Annotated in this window: 27 protein-coding genes; 23 read left to right on the forward strand and 4 right to left on the reverse strand. The window is 65.0% G+C overall.

Annotation, left to right across the window (positions count from 1 at the left end):
- Positions 1-26: 26 nt before the first annotated feature.
- The 3 genes from EV292_RS16060 to EV292_RS16070 all read right to left on the reverse strand — a co-directional run bounded on the left by EV292_RS16060 (position 27) and on the right by EV292_RS16070 (position 1,205).
- A complete protein-coding gene (locus EV292_RS16060) occupies positions 27-512 on the reverse strand; it encodes a hypothetical protein (protein WP_132910249.1) in 486 nt (161 codons plus the stop codon).
- The gene (locus tag EV292_RS16065; RefSeq protein WP_132910250.1) at positions 509-805 is read right to left on the reverse strand and encodes a hypothetical protein; all 297 of its coding nucleotides are present in this window, start codon (positions 803-805) and stop codon (positions 509-511) included. Before EV292_RS16065 ends, EV292_RS16060 begins: the two co-directional genes overlap by 4 nt.
- A 154-nt stretch (positions 806-959) precedes the next feature.
- Positions 960-1,205, reverse strand: coding sequence for a YdaS family helix-turn-helix protein (locus tag EV292_RS16070; RefSeq protein WP_132910251.1), 246 nt, complete (start codon positions 1,203-1,205; stop codon positions 960-962).
- Between the two features lie 87 nt (positions 1,206-1,292).
- On the opposite strand from EV292_RS16070, the gene EV292_RS16075 reads away from it, so the two are divergent.
- The 5 genes from EV292_RS16075 to EV292_RS16095 all read left to right on the forward strand — a co-directional run bounded on the left by EV292_RS16075 (position 1,293) and on the right by EV292_RS16095 (position 5,086).
- Positions 1,293-1,949 carry a S24 family peptidase gene (locus EV292_RS16075; RefSeq protein ID WP_132910252.1) on the forward strand — a complete coding sequence of 219 codons (657 nt, stop codon included), beginning with the start codon at positions 1,293-1,295 and terminating at the stop codon, positions 1,947-1,949.
- Between the two features lie 9 nt (positions 1,950-1,958).
- The gene (locus EV292_RS16080; protein ID WP_132910253.1) at positions 1,959-2,138 is read left to right on the forward strand and encodes a hypothetical protein; all 180 of its coding nucleotides are present in this window, start codon (positions 1,959-1,961) and stop codon (positions 2,136-2,138) included.
- A gap of 3 nt (positions 2,139-2,141) precedes the next feature.
- Positions 2,142-2,558, forward strand: a complete 417-nt coding sequence (locus EV292_RS16085; protein WP_132910254.1) for an HIRAN domain-containing protein — start codon at positions 2,142-2,144, stop codon at positions 2,556-2,558.
- A gap of 22 nt (positions 2,559-2,580) precedes the next feature.
- Complete coding sequence (locus tag EV292_RS16090) at positions 2,581-3,162, forward strand: hypothetical protein (protein WP_132910255.1); 582 nt, start codon at positions 2,581-2,583, stop codon at positions 3,160-3,162.
- Positions 3,163-3,298: 136 nt separating this feature from the next.
- The gene (locus EV292_RS16095; protein ID WP_165927150.1) at positions 3,299-5,086 is read left to right on the forward strand and encodes an AAA family ATPase; all 1,788 of its coding nucleotides are present in this window, start codon (positions 3,299-3,301) and stop codon (positions 5,084-5,086) included.
- 103 nt (positions 5,087-5,189) lie between these two features.
- Here EV292_RS16095 and EV292_RS16100 read toward each other — a convergent pair whose 3' ends face one another.
- Positions 5,190-6,002 (reverse strand): hypothetical protein, encoded by an 813-nt coding sequence (locus tag EV292_RS16100; RefSeq protein WP_132910257.1) that lies wholly within the window; start codon positions 6,000-6,002, stop codon positions 5,190-5,192.
- 219 nt (positions 6,003-6,221) lie between these two features.
- On the opposite strand from EV292_RS16100, the gene EV292_RS16105 reads away from it, so the two are divergent.
- The 18 genes from EV292_RS16105 (at position 6,222) to EV292_RS16185 (ending at position 17,054) form a co-directional block, all read left to right on the forward strand.
- Complete coding sequence (locus EV292_RS16105) at positions 6,222-6,557, forward strand: hypothetical protein (protein ID WP_132910258.1); 336 nt, start codon at positions 6,222-6,224, stop codon at positions 6,555-6,557.
- A gap of 64 nt (positions 6,558-6,621) precedes the next feature.
- Positions 6,622-7,158 carry a hypothetical protein gene (locus tag EV292_RS16110; protein ID WP_132910259.1) on the forward strand — a complete coding sequence of 179 codons (537 nt, stop codon included), beginning with the start codon at positions 6,622-6,624 and terminating at the stop codon, positions 7,156-7,158.
- Positions 7,159-7,273: 115 nt separating this feature from the next.
- The gene (locus EV292_RS16115; RefSeq protein ID WP_132910260.1) at positions 7,274-7,534 is read left to right on the forward strand and encodes a hypothetical protein; all 261 of its coding nucleotides are present in this window, start codon (positions 7,274-7,276) and stop codon (positions 7,532-7,534) included.
- A gap of 152 nt (positions 7,535-7,686) precedes the next feature.
- The gene (locus EV292_RS16120) at positions 7,687-7,962 is read left to right on the forward strand and encodes a hypothetical protein (protein ID WP_132910261.1); all 276 of its coding nucleotides are present in this window, start codon (positions 7,687-7,689) and stop codon (positions 7,960-7,962) included.
- Positions 7,959-8,135, forward strand: coding sequence for a hypothetical protein (locus EV292_RS23155; protein ID WP_243693813.1), 177 nt, complete (start codon positions 7,959-7,961; stop codon positions 8,133-8,135). Before EV292_RS16120 ends, EV292_RS23155 begins: the two co-directional genes overlap by 4 nt.
- On the forward strand, positions 8,132-8,773 hold the full coding sequence (locus EV292_RS16125; protein ID WP_243693814.1) for a DUF3164 family protein: 642 nt from the start codon (positions 8,132-8,134) through the stop codon (positions 8,771-8,773). The genes EV292_RS23155 and EV292_RS16125 overlap by 4 nt, the downstream gene beginning before the upstream one ends.
- Complete coding sequence (locus tag EV292_RS16130; RefSeq protein ID WP_132910263.1) at positions 8,770-9,012, forward strand: hypothetical protein; 243 nt, start codon at positions 8,770-8,772, stop codon at positions 9,010-9,012. Before EV292_RS16125 ends, EV292_RS16130 begins: the two co-directional genes overlap by 4 nt.
- Positions 9,013-9,014: 2 nt before the next feature.
- Positions 9,015-9,320, forward strand: coding sequence for an HNH endonuclease signature motif containing protein (locus EV292_RS16135; protein WP_132910264.1), 306 nt, complete (start codon positions 9,015-9,017; stop codon positions 9,318-9,320).
- A gap of 196 nt (positions 9,321-9,516) precedes the next feature.
- Positions 9,517-9,948 (forward strand): P27 family phage terminase small subunit, encoded by a 432-nt coding sequence (locus tag EV292_RS16140; RefSeq protein ID WP_243693815.1) that lies wholly within the window; start codon positions 9,517-9,519, stop codon positions 9,946-9,948.
- Between the two features lie 3 nt (positions 9,949-9,951).
- Positions 9,952-11,730 (forward strand): terminase TerL endonuclease subunit, encoded by a 1,779-nt coding sequence (locus EV292_RS16145; protein ID WP_243693816.1) that lies wholly within the window; start codon positions 9,952-9,954, stop codon positions 11,728-11,730.
- Entirely contained in the window at positions 11,727-13,028 is a 1,302-nt protein-coding gene (locus EV292_RS16150; protein WP_132910266.1) for a phage portal protein, read from the forward strand. The genes EV292_RS16145 and EV292_RS16150 overlap by 4 nt, the downstream gene beginning before the upstream one ends.
- Entirely contained in the window at positions 13,009-13,620 is a 612-nt protein-coding gene (locus EV292_RS16155) for an HK97 family phage prohead protease (protein WP_132910267.1), read from the forward strand. Before EV292_RS16150 ends, EV292_RS16155 begins: the two co-directional genes overlap by 20 nt.
- A 77-nt stretch (positions 13,621-13,697) precedes the next feature.
- Complete coding sequence (locus EV292_RS16160; protein ID WP_132910268.1) at positions 13,698-14,984, forward strand: phage major capsid protein; 1,287 nt, start codon at positions 13,698-13,700, stop codon at positions 14,982-14,984.
- A gap of 90 nt (positions 14,985-15,074) precedes the next feature.
- Entirely contained in the window at positions 15,075-15,338 is a 264-nt protein-coding gene (locus EV292_RS22925) for a hypothetical protein (RefSeq protein ID WP_207913448.1), read from the forward strand.
- 1 nt (position 15,339) lies between these two features.
- Positions 15,340-15,876 (forward strand): hypothetical protein, encoded by a 537-nt coding sequence (locus tag EV292_RS16170; RefSeq protein ID WP_132910269.1) that lies wholly within the window; start codon positions 15,340-15,342, stop codon positions 15,874-15,876.
- A complete protein-coding gene (locus EV292_RS16175) occupies positions 15,876-16,220 on the forward strand; it encodes a head-tail adaptor protein (RefSeq protein ID WP_132910270.1) in 345 nt (114 codons plus the stop codon). The genes EV292_RS16170 and EV292_RS16175 overlap by 1 nt, the downstream gene beginning before the upstream one ends.
- Entirely contained in the window at positions 16,217-16,672 is a 456-nt protein-coding gene (locus EV292_RS16180; RefSeq protein ID WP_132910271.1) for a hypothetical protein, read from the forward strand. Before EV292_RS16175 ends, EV292_RS16180 begins: the two co-directional genes overlap by 4 nt.
- Positions 16,665-17,054, forward strand: a complete 390-nt coding sequence (locus tag EV292_RS16185; protein ID WP_132910272.1) for a DUF3168 domain-containing protein — start codon at positions 16,665-16,667, stop codon at positions 17,052-17,054. Before EV292_RS16180 ends, EV292_RS16185 begins: the two co-directional genes overlap by 8 nt.
- The last annotated feature ends 2 nt before the right edge of the window (positions 17,055-17,056 follow it).

Genomic DNA, 17,056 nt, shown 5'->3' on the forward strand with positions numbered 1-17,056 from the left:
CGTTGTGTTCGTTTAGGAGGGCGAGCTCAGCCCGGCTGCGCAGGCGGCCCGTCGCGGATGCGGGACACGGCCTGGCGAATGGTGGTGATGGCAGTGGAGGTGGCCTCGTCGGCCTGCTCGAGCTCGCGCAGCGCAGTCTCGAGCGTCCGGACGTCGGCGCCTGGCTGCGCCGCGGCAATCGAGGCGGCGAGAGCCTCGCCCGACTCCTTGGCCAGGTCGATCGTCACCGCGCCGATCGCCGCGGCATCCGCGAACCGCTCGGCGGCGGAGCTTTCGACGATACGGCCGTAGGTCTCGAAAATGGGGAAGCCGACCCCGCCGGTAGCGCGGTGGTGCAGGTCAAGCTTAATCGCGTCCTCGATCGTCAGCCGCTCGCGGCGGTCGGGATCGCTGAGCGCGCGGAGATAGTCGGCGCCGCGGCCGGTGACCTCGGCAGCAATCTCGATGCCAATCTCGCCCAGGACGCGGAAAAGGGCATTCTCAATGGTGAGGGGCGCGCGAACCTTCGTCATGCGGCCACCGCGCAGGTCGGTGGTATGCCGCGCAGCCTGGCCTTTAGCACGCCGAGCTCGGCCTCAAGGACGAGTGTGGAAAGCGGGAACAGAGCGCTCTCGGCACCTTCGCAGTAGAGGTCGAGCCTCATAGCCGCAGGCATCTTGAGCCGCTCGCCGCGGTTCGGGTCACACGATGCGAGCAGTTGCTCGGCACGCAGACCAGCCACCTCGGCAGCCGTTGCGACGCCGATCTGCCCGACAATGCGGAAAAGCGCGGCCTCGAGCGTTGTAGTGGCGCCAGGCTGGGTCACAGGGTTGCTCCGAAAAGTGGCCCCGATCGCGGCAGACGACCGGCGCCGAGGGTGGCAGTGGTGGATCCGCAGACTGAACAGGCGCCGGGGGAGTTGGCCGACGATCGACCGGTCTGCGAGCGGTCGAAGGGGGGAACAATTAAGGGCAAGGGCGTCATTGCGGCGCACCGTTGACACGTCCCACCTCTTCCAGAGGGTAGATGTCGGGACGAAGAAGATGCCGGCTGACGCCTGTCGCGCGCTCAACCGCGAGGACGTGCTCGGCGGGGAGGACCTTGGCCTCGGTGATCCACTTCCACACGGCGGTTTGCGAGACGCCAACCAGGCGAGCGGTAGCAGATTGCCCGCCGGCTCGCTCGACCGCTTCGCGAAGCGCTTCCTGTGGGGTTGCATCATCCATGGATGATGGTGCTACATCTGCGGTTGTCTCGCGTCAACAACCATTCTTTGCGTGGTTGTCGATTACTGCAGTTGTAGGGTCGCAACGATGATTGTGCCCGAACGCCTGCTCTCACAACTCGCTATTGTCGGCATCTCGCAAGCCGAGCTGGCACGTCGTGTCGGGATCTCGCAGCAGGCGATTCATAAGCTGGTAACGGGCGGATCTCGCAGCACCACGTCGCTGCATAAGATCGCGCGTGAGCTGGATACTACGCCCCAGTACCTAGCTGGCGAAACGAACGATCCCGCGTCTGATGCACCGCCCGCGCCGAGCGCGGCGCAGATGGCGGAGATGCTCGACTTGGTGCCCGTCGCTTCAATCGACCTAGCCTATGGCATGGGCGGGACCTTCGCTGACGGCCACGTGAGCGTCGAGGTCATGCACTTCCCTCGGCAGTGGATCGAGGCGATGACACGCACGCCGCCGGCCGCCCTGACCTGGGCGCGCGGGCGCGGTAATTCGATGTCGCCTACGATCGAGGACGATGACATCGTGCTGATCGACAGGTCCGACCGATCTGTGAAGGATCAGGATGCGATTTGGGCGTTCACTATCGGCGACATCGCGATGATGAAGCGTCTGCGCATCCGAGGCGAGACGGTGACGATCCTGTCCGACAACGATCGCGTGCCACCCGACAAGGCTCACCCGGACGAGATAAACGTAGTGGGGCGGGTCTCTCACATCATCAAGCGGCTCTGAGATCATCGCGTGAGCGGGCAGCGGTATCGCATCACGGTGTTTGGCGAGCCTCGGTCGACATGGCGCTGCTCGGCCGGCGAAGCAATCGACGACGCGGCGCGCATGGCCCTGGCATCCTACGATGAAGAGGCAGGCGAAAATTACCTCGCGGTGCCGGTGGCGCTAGAAGCATCGGCGATCGGCAGTTAAGCGGTGGCGCGAGAGCTGACCCTCGCCGTCGTCGGCATAGATTACCCCAATGCTGATCGCTCGCGAACCAACCGGCGTTCCGAGCTGCTACTGCTTGATGAGGGGGCCGACATTGAGCTGCGCCCTGAGCCAAAGAACCCGCATGACCCCCACGCAGTGGCTGTGTTCAGCTCCAGCGGGATCCAGGTCGGCTATCTGACGGCCGAGCGGGCCCCCTGGATAGGAGCCAAGATCCGCGACGGTGAAGAGATTTCGGCCATTTTCCAGGGGCTCGAAAGCGCCGCCGCGTTCATTCGCATCCGGATCGGGGGCGGTCGACCGAGCCTACCAGGGCAGTCTGCGGTAGAAGCGGCGTCGTCGCAGCCAGCCGAAGATGGTTTCTGGCCCGACGAGACGGCTCCGAATGGGGTGCTTGACTGAGGCGGCAAGGGAGGGGGGAGTTATGAAGGGCATTGGCACTGGCTTGATAGCGATAGGGTTGCTGCTCCTATGTGTATCTTTTCTAATGCCTAACACGGTAACCACGCCGCAAACTGAGTACCTAGCGTCCATTGGGCAGAGCATCACGACCGGATCGGCGGATGTTTTCAACCTCGCGAAAGCTCAACTACAAATCATGGTTTTGCAGGCGGGCGGAGCCCTCTTCATCGGTGGGGCTGTCTTGCACGGCTTCGGCTCCATGGCCACGCGCGGGTACGCTGAGGGGGTCGCCGTTCCGCAGGCACCGCATGTCAGTGAATCCGACAACGATGCTGAGGTGAACTCAGCATCGGAAAAGCCGCGCCACCTTACCGGCTATGCGCCAAGGGTCGAGACGGAGGAGGAGGCTAGCAAGCGGAAGACCGCGACCGTTTACCTTTGGGTCGGCTTAGCGGTGGTCCTTCTAGCGCTCTTCGCGTTCATTGCAGCGCAGGGCTCATCGAGCAGCGCCAACGGGCCTGCTCAGATGCAGGTCAACACCGTAGACTCGCTTGTCGCCAACTTGGAGGCTGAGGCGGACAGGCTTGAAGCGCAGGCGAAGTAGGAGCGTCGAAGCGGGTATTCGTATGGGTATCGCGCGCCTTTCCTCGACAACCGGGCGCGCATTTCCGCGGCACTGGGCTGATCGCGGCGGAGGGATCCTCCGCCACGATCCGCAAAAGTGGGGATGGGTAAATCATATGAAGATTAACAGTATAAGAATTCAGAACTTCAAATCACTTCACGATACAGGTTGGATAAAGCTGAGCCCGACAAAAAATGTTTTAGTGGGTCAGAACAATAGCGGTAAAACTGCGTTTCTTCAAAGCTTTCGGTTCAATGATAACCAGCCGAACCTGTATAGGGGGCCGAAACTACCGGCGTGGCCTCCCAACTCCGGTTCATTATTCCAGGTCAGATTCAAAGTGAGCGGATCTGAGCTTCGAGATAAAATTATAAAAGATAGCCGAACTATATTTATTCCCACGCCAGATCCAGTAGATCAAAATGAATTTATTGAGCACTTTTTCAACAAGGATGCTATCACCATATCAGTTCAGGCCATCGCGGCTCCTGGCTCAGGTTTCTCTGCACTCCAAAGCCCATCGCACAACCTATTCGGCGCATCAATTGCTCATCAATCGAGGCTTGTCCAATACGATTTTACGACCGACCGCTTTGTCGCGGCTAACCAGGTGCATACAGATGGTCTGCCAGGACTGGTCGAAAACCTGCGTGCAGAAAGCATATACGTGTTCGATCCCGAGCGTCTCAAAATCGGATCTTGCACTACTTCGGAAACCGCGCACCTGGATCCGTCAGCTAGGAACCTGCCTGCTGTTTTAGCCACAATGAGCCGAAATCCTGCTAAGTGGGAGCGATTTAAACATCACGTCCGTGAGGTTTTCCCATCTATCCGCGACGTGGCGGTGAGCCCTTTGGGCGCAGAGATCGCTGTTTACGTGTGGCAAAACATTCCTTCAGAAGACGGAGCCGACTATGCCGTCCTCCTGCAGGAATCAGGGACCGGAGTTGCCCAGGTTCTGAGTATTCTATATGTCGCTATGGCGAGGTCAGGTAGCATTATAGTTATAGATGAGCCAAACAGCTTTTTGCATCCAGGGGCGGCGAAGAAGCTGATGGCGATCCTTAACAAGTATTCTGACAATCAATATATCATCTCCACACATTCACCAGAATTGATTAGTGTCATTGACCCAGAGGTTTTGCTCTCGACGTCGTGGTACGACGGAAGAACAAGCATTGATGTTCTAGATCGGCAATCGCTCAATGATATTGAGAAGATCTTGCTCGACTTGGGCTGTGAATTGTCTGACGTATTCTCCGTTGACAGGGTCGTTTGGTGCGAAGGGCCCACTGAAGTAGGCGCCTTCCCAATCATCGCTCGACTGGCCGGGCTGAGCTTGGTATCTACCAAATTCCTTCGCCTAAGAGCTACTGGTGACGTTTTCAGAAAAGGCTCTGACGTCAAAGCAGTGCTTGATATATATGGTATCCTTGGTAGCGTATCTTCGCTCTTGCCGAGGCAAAGCGTCTTTAATCTTGACAGGGAGGGCAAATCATCAAGAGAAATTGATGATCTCTCACGATATCTTCAAGGTCGTGTTAGGTTTCTTCCGGCAAGAACCTTGGAAAACTTTGTTATTGATGCCGACGCTATAAGCGTCATAATATCGGAAGATTACGCATCAACAAACACGGACTCCGCACCTCCTGACAAGTCCCAAGTCAACGCTTGGATTAGCAGCAATTTCGCTAACTACCGTGCTGCGGACAATGCTGAGGAGTCGGATCTTTTCAGAATCGACGCGCCCAGCCTACTGGACGATCTATTTAAAGAGCTAACGGGTAACCTACATATTTACAGAAAGACGTCTCATACAGTTCGCCTGCTTGAATGGTTGCAGGTGCACAAACCTGAGAGGACAGAGGGGCTGGTTCAGTACATCTGTTCACTCCTGAGCTGAATGACCTGCGAAAAAATAGAAGATGTTAGAGCCCCTAAAGGCTCGACCTGCGGCTCGCATGTTCAACACCGTGGCGGAGGGTTTCTCCGCCGCGGTAAAGCGGTCAGTTGCTGCTGATGGTAGGGTCTCGAAAGAATTGGCTATCAAGCCGGACGATCGACCTTTCCAGCGTCGCGAGACCTTCATCGATCTCGGCGATGACGTCAGGATAACCTGCGGCGAAGTGCCGGTAGGTCAGGAGAAGGTCTACAAGCAGCTCCGTAGAAAGCGCCTCGAACCATTGGAGGCACGTTTCCACACTCTCACCCGCCATTCGACGCAGCGCCGCCTCGTCGAGCGAGTCGGCAGGCGCCGTCGTCATCGTCTCATACTTCCTTGAGAATGGTGAGGCTGCGCAATGTCGATAGTGCCAAACAACCACAAGCTTGAAATGCTTCGTTACAACGCTTTCAATAAGCACTTGTCCCGAAGGTACGTCGAAAGTCAAGGCGGGGTGTCCTACAAAGACGCCGAGGACGAGGGTATTGGCTTCCGGATTGAAAGCGCCAGTGCGTATAACCTTCATCTTGGTTTTTCCAAGGTCGAAGTAGCTGCTAGCTAGATTGTTGGCGCGATACATAAAGAGCAATGAAAAGCCATTTTGTCGTTTAATTGCGTCCGTTAAAGCAACGCTGATGTGCTGAGTTCCGTCTTCCAAGTCGGTTCGGCACTTAAGCGTACTATACGTCGGACTGGTTGTCCCATAATGCACCGAGTAGCGTTCCTGCTTCACTCGCTGAGCATCATCTCCGATACCGACGAACGGGCCCGAACGAAGCTTCACATAAACGTCACCGTTCTCGACCTCCTCAATCCGGAAAAGCGCGCGGGCGTTTCGGTTTACCTCGGCTACGAATTGTAGGTTGATCAGGCCCATCCTCCACCCCGCTTGATGCCGCGACGGCGGCTAATGACACGCCTTTACACGAAGGTCCCTCAAGTAAAATAATAGCCATGTCTCTCAGTCTGTCTTGCTGACCTATCATTTCATCGCTGATCCTGCTATGTTCTGGAAGGTAGGAGTGTGGCGTGCATGGGAGTCTCAGTAGCGATTTGCCCTGACGGCGCGGAGCCAGCCGGCCGGCGCGCGCAAGCCTTGGCGTTCATCACCTCATACCTGGTCCGCACAGGCCATAGCCCGTCTATTGGCGATATCGCCGCCGGCCTTGGCGTCGGCCGCACACGCGCGAAGGCGCTGGTCCACCAGCTCGCCACGCTCAAGATGATTGATCGCGTGCCCGGCTCGCAGCGCGCGATCAGCGTGCCCGGGCTGTTCGAGCAGCTCGTCGTGGAGAAGCTGCGCCAGGAAGGCTGGAAGGTCGATCGCGACATCGAGGTCGAGCCGTGCCCACAAGAGCATCTGTCGCTCGTCGCGATCCTCGAGCATGTGCCCGCGATAGCCGTGGGGGGTTCAGGTGATCAGCAGCAGTAGCGGCGCCGCGCGCGCGGACGGGATGACGCCAGCGGAGCGCGAGCAGCAGCGCGTCGCGCACCTGGTGCTCGGCGCGCCGCGGCCGCGCGCCAAGGTCAGCGCGAAGCGGAAGAAGACGAAGGTGGTACGGCCGATCGCGCTCGCTGCCGGCGTCGAGGAAGCAGTCGCTCTGCGCGAATGCTGGTCGCACAAGGCCGAGGGCACGCCCGAGACGCACGAGAAGCACAAGCTTGCCTCGCTGCGCGAAGGTTGTCTCGCAAGGTTGCATCGCACCGGTGCGATCGACACGCACCAGCTCGCAGCGGCCGAGCGCATCAACGCCGCGCACCAGCTCACGATCGCCGATGTCGCCGTCCGCACCGCAAGGTTCGAGCCGCGAGGGTCAGGCGGCGGGCCAGACGCAGCTTCGGCCGAGCGGATCAGCGCCGTGCTTCTCGAGCGTAGCTACACCGTTTGGCGCGCGGCGGTCGCGCCGCATACGGCGATGCTGCTCGCGATCATCGTCGACGATATGGCTCTGACCGCCGCCGGCCGGCGGTGGCGCCTTTCTGACCGGCGCGCACGCGCCATCCTAATCGCGGGTTTGAACACCTGGCGGTAAGCCGACGAAGGCGTCCAATCGACGGAATATAACATTCTATAATATTCTAACGCAGCTTTTCGGTATATGCGTTCCTACGAGCGGCGGAACCTCGCCCGACCCTGTGGGAAAATTTATGTCGCGCTTCAGCATGAGATGGTGCGGCGAGGATCGCCTCTACCAGAAGAGCCCGATTGAGGCGACGTGTCTGGCGGACGCTCGTCTTGAGCTAGCGGTAGCAGCGAGCGCCTTCATTAAGGGGCATGCCTCGGAACTCTGGATTGATAAGGTCTGGATCGTCGAGTTGAACGACGAAGACGACCGGACGCTTTATGAGCTGAAGATTACCGTAGCAGAGTCGAACCGAGCTATGTCGACCGCGGTACGACCGAGCTGATGGCTGGAGTGCCCTTGTGGGCACGGCCCACAAGGGCACCGCGAAAAACGGTCACGTAAGCGGCAGAAACGACCCCGCCATAGCTGCGCCCGCAGGCCGCCCGCTCCACACCTCCCGGAGCGTGCGGCCTGCGTCGTTTCCGGAGGTCACCCGTGACCCTGTCCGCCGCCTCCCTGACCCAGCTGCAGCTGCGCCGCGCCGAGTGCGCGACGCCCCAGCCGCGCCCGAATGTGGCCGACCAGCTCGAACGGTTCACGCCACGCTTCGATGAGCTAGTCCACCGCGCGCGGCTGGCCACTTCACAACGCGACATCGATGACGTGGACGAGCTGATCCACCTCTTCTGTCGCGACCTGCGCGCCGCGGTGCGCGCGCCGGCGCCGCGGAACCCGCCGCTGCGCCTCTTCAAGAATGGAGCGCTGTGGTGATGACGACCGTCCGCCAGAAGCTGACCGACGTGCTCAACGCCGGTCATGCCGAAACCGCGCTGGTCGGCGTGCCGATCAGCCTGCTGCGCGAGCTGGTCGCGGCGCTGCCGTCCGCTGGCGATGCGCCGGCGACGCCCGTCGTTGCCGCGATCGCGGCGGGAGCGGTCGCGTGACCGAGCCGAAGAGCCACCCTCGCGCGATTGACGTCGCCGGCGAGCCATACCTCCGCGACGCGAAGGGCGCGCTGGTGCCGCTCGCCGCGGTGAAGGCGACCGATCTGCTGATGGATGAGACGGTCGGCACCGTGATCGACGGCGCGATCGCGCTGTCGGAGCGGATCCGCCGCTTCAAGTCGGCCACCTTCGAGCACGTCGGCGCCTTCCAGGCGATCCTCGCGCAGGAGTTCGACACGAAGATCGGCGGCACGAAGGGCAACATTACCCTCACGTCGTTCGATGGTTGCCGCAAGCTGCAGGTCCAGGTCGCCGACCTGATCGAGTTCGGTCCCGAGCTGCAGGCAGCCAAGGCGCTCATCGACGAATGCCTGCTCGAGTGGGCAGCCGACAGCGGCGTTGAGATCCGCGCGCTCGTCAACCGGGTCTTCTCGGTCGACAAGGAAGGCCAGATCAATCGCGCCGAGCTGTTCATGCTGATGCGCGTCGCGATTGACGACGACCGCTGGAAGCGCGCCATGCTCGCGATCCGCGAGAGCATTCGCGTCATCGGCTCGAAGACCTACGTGCGGTTCTACCAGCGCTCGGCGCCCGACGCGGCCTGGACCTCGATCCCCTTGGACATCGCGGTCGCATGAAGCTCGCGGACCTCGCCCTCGTCAGCGCGCTCGAGCGAAAGCGCACGCTGCTGATCGACCTGCGAGACAACGGCTGGATCCCGGCTCACATCATTGGGAGCAGCCAATTCGGTGGCCACCGCACCGATCTGCGTCCTGCCGTCGTCGACGGGATGCGAGCCGTCGTGAACGCTGACCTCAACGAGCAGATTGCTGCCGTCGATCGGGAGCTGCGCGGCTTCGGGATAGAGGTCGACTGACGATGGCATGGCAGCCGCCGGTGCTCGGCGGTGTGAAGCCGAAGCGGAAGGCCTGGGCGCTGCCCGAGGGGCGACCAGACCGCCGCAAGCGCGGCCGCGCCGGCATGCGCGAGCGGGCGCAGGTGGTCGCCGAGGAGCCGCTCTGCCGCGCCTGCCTCAAGCGCGGGGTCGAGAGTCCGACCGAGGAGGTCGACCACATCGTGCCGCTCAGCGCGGGCGGCAGCGACACCAGGGCGAACAAGCAAGGCCTCTGCTCGCCGTGCCACCTGGCCAAGACGCGGGCCGAGGACGCCGCGCGGCGGGCCTGATCGCCCCTCGACCGGCCTGCCCCCCCCCCGCGGGGGAGGGTCGATCGCTCGGACGCCGCGCTGCCGGACACCGCAGCCTAACCAAATTCTCGCGCGCGCCTTTTCAAAACCAAAATGTACCCTTGGGAGGCGACCTATGGCGAGCGGTGGAGCGCGCCCCGGGTCGGGTCGCAAACGGCAGTCGCCGGCGCTGAAGATGACAGCCGCCGAGCGCGCGAAGGTGCCGGTGCCGATCGGCGCCGGCGAGGCGATGATCCCGCCGATGCACCTCTCGAGCATCGCGCGCGGGCTCTTTAACGAGATCGGCGACATCCTGGTCGCGCAGCACCGCGCAGAGCCGCAGTTCGTCCAGGTGGTCGCGCTCCTCGCTATGCGGCTCGAGCAGATCCAGCGCTTCCAGGCGGTGCTCGAGATGATGGGGGACACCTGCACCAGTAAGACGGTGCGGAAGGTCGGCGGCGAGCAGGTCGTGACCGAAATGATCCGCGCGCGGCCCGAGGTCGCTATGCTGTCGGACGCGATGCGCCAGGCGCAGTCGCTGCTCGGCGAGCTGATGCTCAGCCCGTCGGCCGCCATGAAGCTCGCGACCGGCAAGAAGGACGCGCCGGGCGAGTTCGACGACTTCTAAGCCGTGTCTACGGCGGCCGGGGTGCCGGTGCGGGACTATGCCGCGATCGCGCGCGGCTACGCGGCCGACGTCGTCGCGGGCAAGATCCCCGCGGGCAAGCAGATCCGCCTGCAGTGCGAGCGCTTCATCGGCGAGCTGGTCCGCAGCGCCGGCGACGACTTCCCCTACCGCTTCGACGAGGAGAAAGCCGGGCGACCGTGCCGCTTCATCGAACGCCTGCCCCATACCAAAGGGCCCTGGGCGAAACAGAAGAAGCGGCTGACGCTCGAGCCGTGGCAGATCTGGAACCTCTGCCTGGTCTTCGGCTGGCTCCACAAGGCCGGCACCCAGGCGGGCACCAGGCGCTTCCGGCGTTGGCTCCTGGTTGTGCCGCGCAAGAACGGCAAGTCGGCGATCGCGTCCGGCCTGGCGCTCTACATGCTGTGTGCCGATGGCGAGCACGGCGCCGAGGTCTACTCGGGCGCGACCAACGAGAAGCAGGCCTGGGAGGTGTTCCGGCCGGCGCGCCTAATGGTGCAGAAGCTGCCGCCGCTGAAGGCGAAGTTCGGGATCGAGATCCTCGCAAAGCAGCTGCACCGACCCGACGACGGGTCGCGGATGGAAACGATTATCGGCGACCCCGGCGACGGGCAGTCGCCGAGCTGCTCGATCCACGACGAATATCACGAGCACGTCGACGACGGCCAGGTCGACACGATGATCACCGGCATGGGCGCGCGCGACCAGCCGCTCCAGCTGCTGATCACCACCGCCGGCGAGAACCTGGCGGGTCCGTGCTACGCGATGATCCTCGAGCAGCGCGAGCGGCTCGCCGGGATCGGCCACAACGGCGGCCCGCCGATCGACGACGACACCTTTTTCGCCGAGTACGCGATTGACGAGGATGACGACTGGCGCACCGAGGCGGCGCTCCGGAAGGCGAATCCAAACATCGGGATCTCGGTCGGCCTCGAGTACCTCCTGGCGCGCCAGCGTGACGCTGTCGCCACCCCGCGCAAGCGGGCCATCTTCAAGACCAAGCACCTCAACCTCTGGGTCGCGGCGAAGGCCGCCTTTTTCGACATCGAGGCCTGGCGCCGCTGCGCCGACGACGGGATCCCGGTGCTGTTCGCCGAGGCGAAGCAGCTCGAGCGCCTGCGCGGCCGGCGCGCGATCGTCAGCCTCGACCTCGCCTCGAAGGTCGACATCGCCGCAGTCGAGGTGCTGATCCTGCCGCTCAGCGAGCGGCCGACCAAGACCGATCCGTATATCCGGCTCGGTCGCTACTTCCTGCCGACAAAGGCGGTCGAGGACGTCAGCGCCTACCAAGGCTGGGACGCGCTCGGCCTGCTCGACGTCAACGAAGGCAACATCACCGACTTCGAAGAGATCGAGCTGGCGATCGGCGAGCTGCGCGAGATCTTCGACGTCCAGACGATCGCCTACGACCCCGCCCAGGCGACGATGCTGATCAACCGCCTGGTCAAGGATGGCGCGCCGGTCCTCGAGGTCCGGCCGACCGTGATCAACTTCTCGGACCCGATGAAACAGCTCGACGCCTGGATGCGCGCCGAGCTGATCCGTCACGGCAACTGCCCCGTCATGGAGTGGCAGGTCGCCAACGTCGTCGCCCAGCTCGACGCCAAGGACAACGTCTACCCGCGCAAGCCGCGCGCGGAGGCGAAGATCGACAACCCGGTCGCGCTCATCGCCGCGATCGCCGTCGCCCTCACCCAGAAGGAAGAGACGATGATGGCTTCCCCATGGGATGACCCCGACTTCGACATGGTGGGCGAAGCGTGAGGCTCTGGCCTTTCGGCGCCGATCGCGAGCAGCGATCCTTCGAGCGCCCCGACACGATCAGCTCGGGCGCGACCTGGGACGAGTGGGCGCAGTTCCTCGGCATCACCAGCGGCGGCGCCGAGCTGCCGCACGTCACGGTCGAGAGCGCGCTCGAGGTCCCGGCCGTGTTCGACGCAGTCAACTTCCTCGAGCGGATGATGGCGACGCTGCCGCTTCACGCCTTCCGCGATCGCGCCGGCGAGGCCGAGCGCGTCGACGGCGCGCTACAGATGCTGCTCAACGAGGCGCCGAACCCGGAATGGACCAGCGCCAACTGGCGCCGGTATATGTGGCACGGCGTCTTCACCGGCGGCCGCGGCGTCAGCTACATCGAGCGCCAGGGCGTCCGCCCGGTCGCGATCTGGCCGATGGATCCGACCGCGACGACGGTGATCCGCCGCGGCGGGAAGCGCTTCTATCGCTGCGAGGGCCAGGAATATGCCGCGGCCGACGTGATCGACGTCACCTTCGCGCTGCGCCCCGACCAGCTCAGCGCCTACGGCCCGATCCACATGGGTCGCAAGGCGATCGGCCTGGCGATCGCGATGGCCAACTATGCAGCCGGCTTCTTCGCGGGCGGCGGGATCCCGCCGATGGCGCTCGAGGGTCCGCTGCCCCAGGGATCCGACGGCCTCAAGCGTGCCACCGAGCAGATCCAGCGCGCGATCGAGCTGGCGCGCAAGGCTGGCCGCGCCTTCTTCGGCATGCCCCCCGGGCACGCGCTCAAACCGATCGGCACCGACCCCGACAAGGGGCAGATGACCGAGGCGCGGCTGTTCCAGATCCAGGAGATCGCGCGCCTGTACGGGCTGCCGCCGGTGTTTCTGCAGGATCTCTCAAAGGGCACGTTCTCCAACACCGAGCAGCAGGATCTGCAGCTCGTGAAGCACCTGGTGGTGCACTGGGCAGTCATCTTCGAGCAGGAGCTCAATCTCAAGCTGTTCGGCCAGCGCCGGCGCGCGCGCGAGGTGAAGCACAACCTCGACGGCCTGCAGCGCGGCGATTTCAAGAGCCGGATCGAGGGTCTCGCCCGCGCAATCCAGACCGGCCAGCTCATGCCCGACGAGGCGCGCGCTCTCGAGAACCGGCCGCCGGACCCGAACGGGGAGGGCGGCCGCCTCTACATCCAGGGCGCGACCGTCCCGCTCGGCACGGTGCTCGCGACCAAGCCGCCGACCGAGCCCGAGCCCCCAGCCAACGACGAGCCGGCACCCGCCGATGCCTCCAAGGACGAGACCGATGCCAGCACCGACGCCTAACGAGCGCGAGACGCGCGCGATCGTCACCCAGCTCGAGCTGCGCGCCGCGGCTGACAGCGCGATCCGCACCGGGCACGGCTATGCCGCGCTTTTCGACACCTGGACCGATATCGGCGGCATGTGGCGCGAGCGGATTGCGCCTGGCGCCTTCACGAAGTCGCTCCAGGAGCGCGACGTGCTGGCGCTTCACAGCCACGACAGCGGCCGCGTCGTCGGGCGCCTCGGCGCCGGCACGCTGACGCTGCGCGAGGACGCGAAGGGGCTCGCCTTCGAGAACCCGCTGCCCGACACCAGCGACGGCCGCGACCTGATCGTGCAGCTCGAGCGCGGCGACGTCGCCGGCATGTCGATCGGCTTCGTCTCGGTGCGGTCGGAGTGGGACGAGACCAAGGACGTGACCGAGCGCACGATCCTCGAGGCTCTCCTCTTCGAGATCACCTACACCGCTTATCCCGCCTACCGCGACACCGAGGTCGCGCTGCGCAGCCTCGAGCGTGTCCGCGACGAGCGCCGCGACCACAATCGCGCTGGCGCCAGCGCGCGCATAGCGGCGCGCCACATGCGCCAGGCGCAGCTCGAGCGCGGGATCTAGTCACCGGGCCCAGCCCGAGGCGCGCGTCGGCGCTTCAACTCGACGCCTTCCCCTGAAACCGGAACCCGGAGACATTCATGCCCACTTTGACCCAGCTGCACGAGCAGCGCGGGACCCTCGTCACGCAGGCGCGCGCCGCGCTCGCCGAGGTCACCGCCAACACCGACGCCGCGCGCACCGCCGAGCTGGAGGCGCGTCACGACACGATCATGGGCGAGCTGGACACGCTCGACCGGTCGATCGAGCGCGAGGAGCGCATGGCGCGTGCCGAGGCGCGTGACCTCGAGCTGCGCGAGCAGCGCCGCCCGGGCGGCCGCGACCTCGAGGTGCGCGGTCATGACGGCGAGGGCCGCGAGCCGGCCGAGGACGCCGAGCGCATCCAGACCGAGTACCGTGACGCCTTCTTCGGCATGCTCGCGGTCGGCGGCGACGTGTCGCAGCTCAGCAACGAGCAGCGCTCGGCGCTCCGCGGCGGCTACGTCGAGAACCGCGCCCAGACCGTCGGCACGCCGGCCGCCGGCGGATTCACCGTGCCCCGCACGCTGGCGGGCGCGATCGTCGAGGTCATGCGTGATTGGGGCCCCATGTACGACCCCACCGTCACCGACGAGATGGTGACCAGCTCGGGCAACCCCTACGACGTGCCGACCAACGACGACACGACCAAGGGCTCGGCGCCGCTCGCCGAGGCGGGCAACCTGGTCGACGACGGCTCGGGCGACATGGTGTTCGGCAACACCACGCTCAGCGCCTTCGTGTTCGCGACGCCGTGGCTGCAGATCAGCTTCGAGCTGCTGCAGGATTCGCAGTTCAACCTCGAGCAGTTCATCGCGCGCAAGCTCGGTGAGCGTCTCGGCCGCGGCGGCAACGCGAAGCTGACCGTCGGTACCGGCGTGAACGAGCCGACCGGCATCCTGACGGCCTCGCCGCGCGGCAAGCTGGCGGCCGCGGCCGCGGCGATCGCGGCCGAAGAGCTGATCGACCTGCAGCACTCGGTCAACCAGGCCTATCGCCGCAGCCCGTTCTGCCGCTGGCAGTTCGCCGACACCACGCTGGCGGTCATCCGCAAGCTGAAGGACGGCCAGGGCAACTTCCTCTGGCAGATGGGCGACGTGCGCGCCAACGCGCCCGACGTCCTGCTCGGCAAGCCCTACTCGGTGAACGACGACATGCCGGCGATCGCCACCGGCGCCCGCGCGGTGCTGTTCGGCGATCACAGCCGCTACACCGTCCGCAAGGTCGGCTCGCCGCTGATCGGCACGGTGCGCGAGCGCTTCTGGCCGAAGGTCGGGATGGCGGGGATCATCCGCTACGACGGCAAGCTGATCGACGCCAACGCCGTGAAGCACCTGCAGCTCGCCTGATCGGCAGCCAGGCGATCGGAGGCGGGCCCATTGCGGCCCGCCTCTTCCGCAAGCCGCAGGCGCGCCTGCCGCTTGCCGAGGAGATTTCACATGAAGACGATCAAGATGCTCGTCGGGCAGGAAGGCCCGACGCTCTCCCGCGCGCCTGGGCAGGACCTGGTCGTCGGCGTGGACGTCGATGCGGACGAGGCGCAGCGCCTGGTCGACGGCGACCTCGCCGTCGAGGTGGTCGAGCAGGCACCGGCCGAGCCGGTGACGGCGGCCGCGCCGGCGACGGAGCCCGCCCCGGCGGCCGAGCCCGCACCGGCGCCGGCGAAGCGCGCGCGCGCCAAGAAGCCGGCGGCGCAGGCCTGAGATGCTGAGCGAGGCGGTCACCGTTGTGTCGCCGGCGGCTGAGCCGGTGGCGCTGGCAGATGCCAAGCGCTTCCTGCGCGTCGACGGCGACAGCCTGGATCTCGACGTCGGGATGCTGGTCGGCGCCGCGGGGCTCGAGATCGAGCAGATGACCGGGCAGCGGATGGTCGAGCAGACCGTCGAGGTTCGCGCCGACTGTTTCGCCGACCTCTCCCACCTCGAGGTCGCGCCGGTGAAGCGGGTGGCGGAGATCCGCTACCTCGATCCCGCCGGCGTGTCGCAGGTGCTGTCGCCGGCGTCCTATGACCTGGTCGGTGCTGGCACGCTCGAGGGCGGCATCGTGCGCGCGATCGGCGCCGCACTGCCGCCGATCATGGCGCGCAAGGGCGCGATCGTGGTGCGCCTGGTCGTCGGCTACGAGGTCGGCAAGCTGCCGCCGTCCCTCCGCTGGGCGGTGCTCGCGCTCACCCGCGGCAAGTTCGAGGAGAAGGCGGTCGATCTCGGCCCGCTGCTCGCAAACCAGCGGGTCGGCGCGTGATGCGGCTCAGCTCCACCCGGCTGATCCACCAGGTGACGCTGCTCGCGCCCGACCTGGTCGACAACGGCCGCGGGGGGCGCAAGCCGAACCCGGAAACCGGCGGCTGGAAGGCCTACGGCGAGCCCTGGGCTGAGATCATCGGGCTGCGCGGTGAGGAAGCGGTGCGGGCGAACGTCGAGCGCGCGGTGCAGCTGTGGCGGGTCGAGATCCGCATCCGCGGCGACGTCGACACGACGCACCGCCTGCGCTGCGGCTCGATCGTCATGGACATCAAGACGGCCGCGCCCAACGAGGCGCGCGACGGCCTCGTGATGACCTGCGAGAGCGGGGCGAACGGGAAGTGAGCAAGGTCCCGGGCAGCAAGGCCTTCCGCCGGATCATGCAGCAGCTGCCGGACGAGGCGCGCAGCGACCTGGTCGCATCGTTCGATCGCGCCGGTCGCCGCACCCAGGCGGCGGTCCAGGCACGCGCTAAGCGGAAGACCGGCGCGCTGCGGCAGGGCGTGAAGTACGTGGTGCGGCCGAAGACGCTGCGCCTGCAGGTCGGCCTGCTCGGCACGAAGCGGGGTCGCTCCAAGCTGTTCTACGGCTTCGTGCTCGACAAGGGCCGCAAGGCGCAGACGGTGCGGATCGCCCGCGGGCCACGCACCGGCGCCAGCATGAAGGTCCGCGCGATCGCCGGCGATCGCTTCGTCAGCGGCCAGTATCGTGACCTGCGCGACAGCGTGACCCGGGAGGTAAAGCCGATGCTCAATCGGATCCTCGCGCGCTTGGCTCGAGGTGGCGCGGATGAGTAGCGCGGCCGCGGCCGTCGAGCTGCTTGCCTTTCGCGAGCTGGACGCGGCGATCGTTGGCGCGAGCGTGTTCCAGGACGTGCCCGACGACGCGAAGCCGCCGCTCGTCATCATCGGCGACGTCGAGAGTTCACCCTTCGGCCGCTCGGACGATCCCGACCGGCGCATCACCCTCACCCTGATCGTCATTACCGAGGGCGACGAGCGCGCCCCCTGCACCGACCTGCAGGGACAGATCGAGACGATCCTCGCCGCCCGAAGCTTCCCGGTGGGCGAGTGGAACCTGCACGTCGCGCTCGAGAGCAGCGCGGCCGCCCTGTCGGAGGACGGGTCCGGCTACGTCGGCACCACCATCCTGACCATCCTCGCCTTCCGCGAGGACTGACC

This window comes from Sphingomonas sp. BK235, assembly GCF_004345855.1.
Classification (GTDB): domain Bacteria; phylum Pseudomonadota; class Alphaproteobacteria; order Sphingomonadales; family Sphingomonadaceae; genus Sphingomonas.